We start from the raw sequence: 6,623 nt of genomic DNA on the forward strand, positions 1-6,623 counted from the left end.
GCTTCAAGGGTGGGGGGAGGTTTGTAAAAAGTTACAGGGTTTTGCGCACTATATTCAATTTACATAATAGCCTATGCAAAATGAATAAACAGCCGATTTGCATAGCCCACATTTCTGCGAAGTTCATCTTCACGCCGAACCGCCAGAATCCTATCTGTCTATACCATAACCATTAAAAACCATCTCCGTAATACATGGTCGTTTGGCACGATTCTTGCATGCATGATTGTATCTAAAAATCAGGTAAAAAAGTAGGTAAAAACATAATGCGGTACAGCAGCTTTGGAAAAACAGATTCCAAAGGATGCTGATTTCGGTGTCTTCGCCCGGCGGTAAACGCCTGGTGATCACCGGTACCGACCGTAATTGGCGGGCATCCGGGATTCCCACCCGGTGGTATATAGATGGTGTTGAGAGAAACGAGGAAGGTGCATATGGCGGACACACGAACAAAGAAAACCCCCCAGTGGGTAGGCAAGGCAATGCTGGCAATAGGCATTGCAGTAGTAGTTCTCTCGGGATGCGAGATCGGTCTTGGTGAAAAGGTCGATGTTGCTGCCCCCACCATCTCCCTTACCAGCCACCAGCCAGGAGACTTTCTGAAAGCTACCGCCAAGCTTTCAGGGGTTGCTGCTGACGACCGTGAGATTATGACCGTTCAGGTAGCATTGGACCGGAGCGGAAGTTTCAGTGATGAAAATGTTACCGTTACCAAGGATGGAGATTCTTATACCTGGACCTACACCATTGATACGACCCGTAGAAATGATGGACCGCTCTATCTTACCTTTCAAGCGGTAGACACCGCAGGCAGAGCAAAAAAAACCGATGAACTGCGCTTTGATGTGGATAACTCAGCCCCCCTGGTGTATCTGGCTACACCCCGGAATATCGCCGCGGCTGAGGGCTTCAATATTTCCGAAGAACTGGAAATCCAAATAAACGATGCATACACCCCGGCATTTATAGCCATCCAGGTATACGACGGCGACGGTAATAACCTCGTATCCAAGGACCGGCATTCTTCCATAGGCGGTACCGAATATGCCGTGGAATCCATTGGTGGCAACCCAAGCATAGTGAACTACAGTGCCGGAACCAACTGGATTTTTAATTTTGCCTCTGCAGATTTTTACCCAGCAGATTATGATCCCGAGGACTATCCCAACGGGTTTACCTTCTCCATTTTTGTACTCTCCGGCGATCCGGCGGGTAATACGAGTTCGTATTTTTATCATATAGATGATATTACCAAGGTGGGAATCGAACCGGGCAATCTCAGTTCGTTGCGTTCACGGATTGCAGATGCTTCCACTACCCCGGCAAAACGAGAGAATTCCTCAGCCAAGCGGCTGAATTTAGTATTCAACGAATACCTGGACATTCCCTGGGTCCGGATCGGTACCCTTGGGCATAGTGCTGAGGACGGCAGGGCAAATATCAATGCGGTCCGGAATGAGGAGGATCTTCCCTACCGGATACCCGCAGGCGGTTCCCTGTCCATCGAAGCCAGGGACGACGATTTATTAGCCCCGGGATTTCCCCTGCTCCGCATCGTAGATCCTGAAACCGCGGTGTATGATCCTTCGGATGATCCTGAAGCCGATAAAACCCGTGATCAGCTGGTTGCCGAGGGCTGGATAAGCCTGACCCCCAATTCTTTGAATGCCTCTCCCTATTCCTTGGACTATAGCATTCCCGGAGATATCGGAGGCACAAAATGGCTGTACGTCCTAAGCCGGGACAACGGCGGGGTGCAGCGGTTGCAGCGCTACGATATCCTGCTCTGGCGCGGAGATCCAGAGCTCATCATTCAGACGCCTGAAGGCGGTTCGGGGAAGGGTGATATTGTATTCTCCGGACAGGCTACCCATCCCGATGCAGATCCGGTGGTGGAACTCTACCGTGGCGGTCTGGGAAGCGGAAATTTGGTTCTTATAGATTCGGCAACTACCCAGCCCCTGACCGGGGAGGATGATCCGAACTGGAGTTTCACCGTTGATTCCACCGAATATACCGATGGTGAGTACAAATTCAGCATTTTCGCAAAAATCGGCGGCGGTGATGGCGCCGAAGAGGGGGTAGAGGGCACAAAATCCCGGGAAATCTCCCTCTTAATCGATAACGATGCACCCCAGGCTCCGGTATACACCGGATTGACCGACGGCGGTGTTATAACCAGCGAAGAGCATACCCTGACCCTGGTGGCCAGTGACGGCGCCGGGAGCCGGGTGAAGGCCTATGAGTACCGGTTGTCAGAGAGCGATTCCTGGACAACGGCCGAACGATTTGGTGAAATCGGCGAGATTACCCTGACCGGACTTCAAGATAGTCTTAATAATACCCTCTACATCAGGATTTCCGACAATGTGGGTAACGAAGCCTTTGATGAACTAGACTTTTCTGTCAGCTTGAGTGCTCCGGTGTTTTCCGTAGCCGGAACCTGGGGCGTTACCTCTTACCGCAATACGGCGGAGGTTGTTGTCTCTGGAAGCGTGACCGATTCGAACGGGATAGCCGGGGTTACTGCTTCCGGCGCCGGGGCTGGCACGGTGGTTCTGGATGGATCATCCGGCGATACCTCCCGGAACTGGCAGGTTACCCTCAATCCATCAGCCCAAGGACTCAATACCCTGACACTCCAAACTGTTGACGGGGCCGGGATTACCAAAACCCAGGAAGTGTCCTTCACCTACGATACCCTTGAGCCGGAAATGAACGTAGTGAATCTGGAAGACGGCGCATCCATCAGCAGTCCCCAGTATACCATCACCGGTACGGCATCCGATCCGAGCGGTCTGGACACCATTGAATACAGTCTGAATGACGGCCCGGCTTGGGACACCTGGAGTCCCGTGGATACCCTGGGCCAGAGTTGGAACCACGAGGTAAGCGGACTTTCCGAAGGCTCAGCCCAGCAGATTCGCTTCCGTTCCCGGGATAAGGCGGGAAATACCCGGCTTCTCGATCCTATTACCTTCGGGTTGGATCTCAATCCGCCTACCCTAGCAGTGGATACCATTGCAGGGGTGGCCTTCGGGGATTGGAACGCCGGTTCTGCCTTACTCGAAGACTTCACCATTACCGGCTCCAGTACCGATGCGAATGGAATTAAATCCCTGGAAATCAGTATGGACGGCGGGGTGAGCTTCATCACCCTTGGGGATTCACCTGCCGAAGGTGCAAGCACCAATGATACTCCCGTCGAATTTGAGCAGACCGTACTCATCAGCGGTGACGGCAGCAACGACGGACTGAAGGCAATCATTATCCGGGCAACGGATACCTATAATAAGACCTCCTCCCGCAGTTTCAGCGTCCGCTTTGATGCCTCGGCTCCGGTAGTCGCCCTCTCGAATCTCGTAGACGACCAATTGATCACCACCTCACCCTTTACCCTGAACGGAACCTGGACGGACAACGGCGGCAGCGGAACCACCGGCGGTCAGGCCAAGGTAGAATACAGCCTGGATGATGCGACCTATGCCGAACTAACCTCGGGATCTTCGACCTTCTCCGGGTCGATTCCCTTTGATGAGGGGCTTGATCAAATCCTGTACATCCGAGCAACCGATAATGTCGGGAATACCAATGTAACCACGGTGACCGGTATAGATGTAGACACAGCCCTGCCGAATCTGGCGGAAACCTCGGTGAACACCACCGATATTGTACTCCGGAATGACGGAGTCACCCTGGGTGGAACCGCAAGCGACACCCTCGGCCTTGCCAGCGTCACTATTTCCGCCGAAAAAGACGGGACAGATCAGGGAGTACTCCCTACCGATACCGACAGTCCGGAAAATTGGGAGTATACCCTTCCGGCTGCTGGAAACGACGGATTGTGGGTTTTCACCATAACTGCTGAAGATTCTGCCGGCCGTACCCGCAGCCTAACCCGGACGGTCCGGTTGGATTCCACACCGGCCGTTCCCTCTATTACAGCACCCGGTGCTTCCGAGATAGTAAACGGCCCGACATATACCGTTGCCGGTACCGCCTCGGATGGCGGAGGAAGCGGTGTAGATGAAGTTCGAATATCCTTCAATGCCGACGGATCGGATTCAATACTTGTGGGAGGAACCTCCAGCTGGTCTGCCAATGTGACTCTCTCAAACTACCTTTCGGATGAAGGACCGAAGACCCTCTATGTACAGGTTCTGGACAACGCAGGAAATCTCAGTCCTTGGAACGCTGTTACCCAGGAATTCATCTATGACACAGCAAAACCGAGCCTCACGGTGGACGGCAGCGCGGACCGCCAGGAAGGCGGAGCCTTCAGCCTGACCGGATCTACCCAGGATAATTACGGTGTTGCAGCTGTTGACCAGTGGCATATTACCCAAGAAAAGGACGGTGGCGGTGTGGTGACCATCGACACAGGTCTGCCCTCTACCACGGGTACAGACACAAACCTCACCTGGGAACTTTCTAACTTACCCCGGGATCCCGCAGATATCGGAAGCCAGTTGGTACAGGATGGCGAATACGTATACACCATTCGGACCGAAGACCTGGCAGGCCGGGGGAGTGATACCCGGACAATTACCGTAGTAATAGACCGTACAGCCCCGGAAACTCTTGAGATAACAGCCCCGTCCAGCGGCCAAACCGGGGCGAACGCCCTGGCCGGCAGCGCCTATACCTTCCGGGGTTCTGCTTCTGATAGCGGGGTAGGACTCGAGAAAATTTACTACCTTATTTCCGGGGCTTCTTCCGCCCCCACCGGTACAGCCGGTTATACTGAAATAGCTACCAGCGGCACGTGGAGCTTCACTGAAGACCTTGATACCGACGGTTTGGGCGCCGATGGCGGCCGTGCCGAAGGAACCTGGTATCTCCATGTAAAGGCTGAAGATAAGGCCGGAAATATAACCGCCGATGAAGATGTGGTCTCGGTAGAGTTTGATATTGACCAGGCTGCTCCCAGCCTGACCGAGACAGGTTCCGGAATTACCGGATCAGCTATAGCCTACCGAAACGCTGATCTGACCCTTAGTGGTACAGCCAACGACACCAATAGTCTGGAGAGCGTGGTTGTTACCTATTCCAAGGACGGCGGAGCTTCAGTAGAACTGCTGAACGACACCACTGATGACGGAACCTGGAGTACAACCCTGCCGGTATCCGCCGGAGATGGAGCCTACGAGGTGACCATTCTGGCCACCGATGAGGTAGGAAAAACATCCAGCATCACCCGGAACATCGTCATTGACACCGAATCACCCGATTTGACCCTAACAGCCCCGGTGGATGGGGAATTCATCGACTCGGGAAGCTACACCATCCGCGGTCAGGTAACCGACAACGGCGGCAAGGGTGTAACCAGTCTGGAATACTCCACCGACAATGCCACCTGGACCACCATACCCCTGTCAGGGTTCAACTGGAGCGTAACCGGTGTGGACTTCAGTACCGGCGGAGAAGGGAACCGGACCCTGTACGTCCGGGCCACCGACGGACTTAACCCCGAATCCAGCCAGCAGGTCGACTTCTATTACGATACCGCCGATCCCTCCCTAAGCGAGGACAATTACAGTGCGGCCCAAGAAATAACCAACGGGGACTTTACCTTTACCGGAGATGTGAGCGATTCCAACGCCCTGAAGGACACCGGAGCCCTGGTTATAACCGCCTCCAAGGACGGCGGTGCGTCATCCCAGGTATACAGCCGGAGTGCAGCCCAGATAGCCGCGGACGGCGGCAGCTACAGCTATACGGTAGTCCTGCCGGATGACGGCAGCGATGACGGGACCTGGGTGTACACCATTACGGCTACCGATGTGGCCGGGCGTACAAAAAGCGAAACCCGGACCTTCCTGATCGACGAAACCGATCCTGATACCCCGGTGATTGACGCCTTTGCCGGTGCCTACCAGGTGAACGAGCTGGTATCCAGCGGTACGGCAGCTGACGGCGGCAGCGGTCTGCAGACCGTTGAATACAGCTTTGATCAGAGCAACTGGAGTCCAGCGAGCGGAACCAGCAGTTGGTTCAGGACCGTGGACATCAGTATGAGCGCAGCGAACGTGAACCACCGCCTTGGCCAGGGGAACCGGACCCTGTACGTCCGGGCTATTGACCGGGCGGGGAATGTAAGTCCGGTGGGAAGCCGGAGCTTTACCGTGGACCGGGCTGATCCGGTAGTAACGGTAGATGCAGAGTATGACGGTACGGTGTATAAGAACGCCGGGTTTACCGTAAACGGAACGGTGACCGACAGCCTGCAGTTGGCGGGAAGTCCCATTGCCATAACCGTGGACGGGCCGAACACCGATGATATCGCCCTGGGAGCCTTTAATTACACGAGTGGAGACGGCAGTTGGAGCCAGGCTGTGCCCATCGATGACGGGGACGGCAGCTACAGCATCGCGATAACCGGAAGCGATAATGTGGGGAGGACCCATACCGTCACCCGGACGGTGGTGGTGGACACCGCCGATCCGGTGGTAGCAGTGAATAACCTGAACGGAGACGGCTCGACCCAGGTGAACGGCGCGACCTACACCGTCAGCGGGACGGTAACCGAGTCAGGCTCGGGGATAGCCAGTGTGGAATACAGCCTGGACACCACCGACGGCCTGGACGGCACCTGGCAGGCGGCTACGGGAACCACCAGCTGG

The 6,623-nt window shown here is 54.9% G+C and carries 1 protein-coding gene; it reads left to right on the forward strand.

The features are described 5' to 3' along the window. Window positions 1-434: 434 nt before the first annotated feature. The coding region (locus DC28_RS04510) for a beta strand repeat-containing protein (protein WP_037546391.1) at window positions 435-6,623 on the forward strand (6,189 nt) is incomplete at its 3' end.

The sequence above is a fragment of the Spirochaeta lutea genome, assembly GCF_000758165.1.
GTDB lineage: Bacteria > Spirochaetota > Spirochaetia > DSM-27196 > Salinispiraceae > Spirochaeta_D > Spirochaeta_D lutea.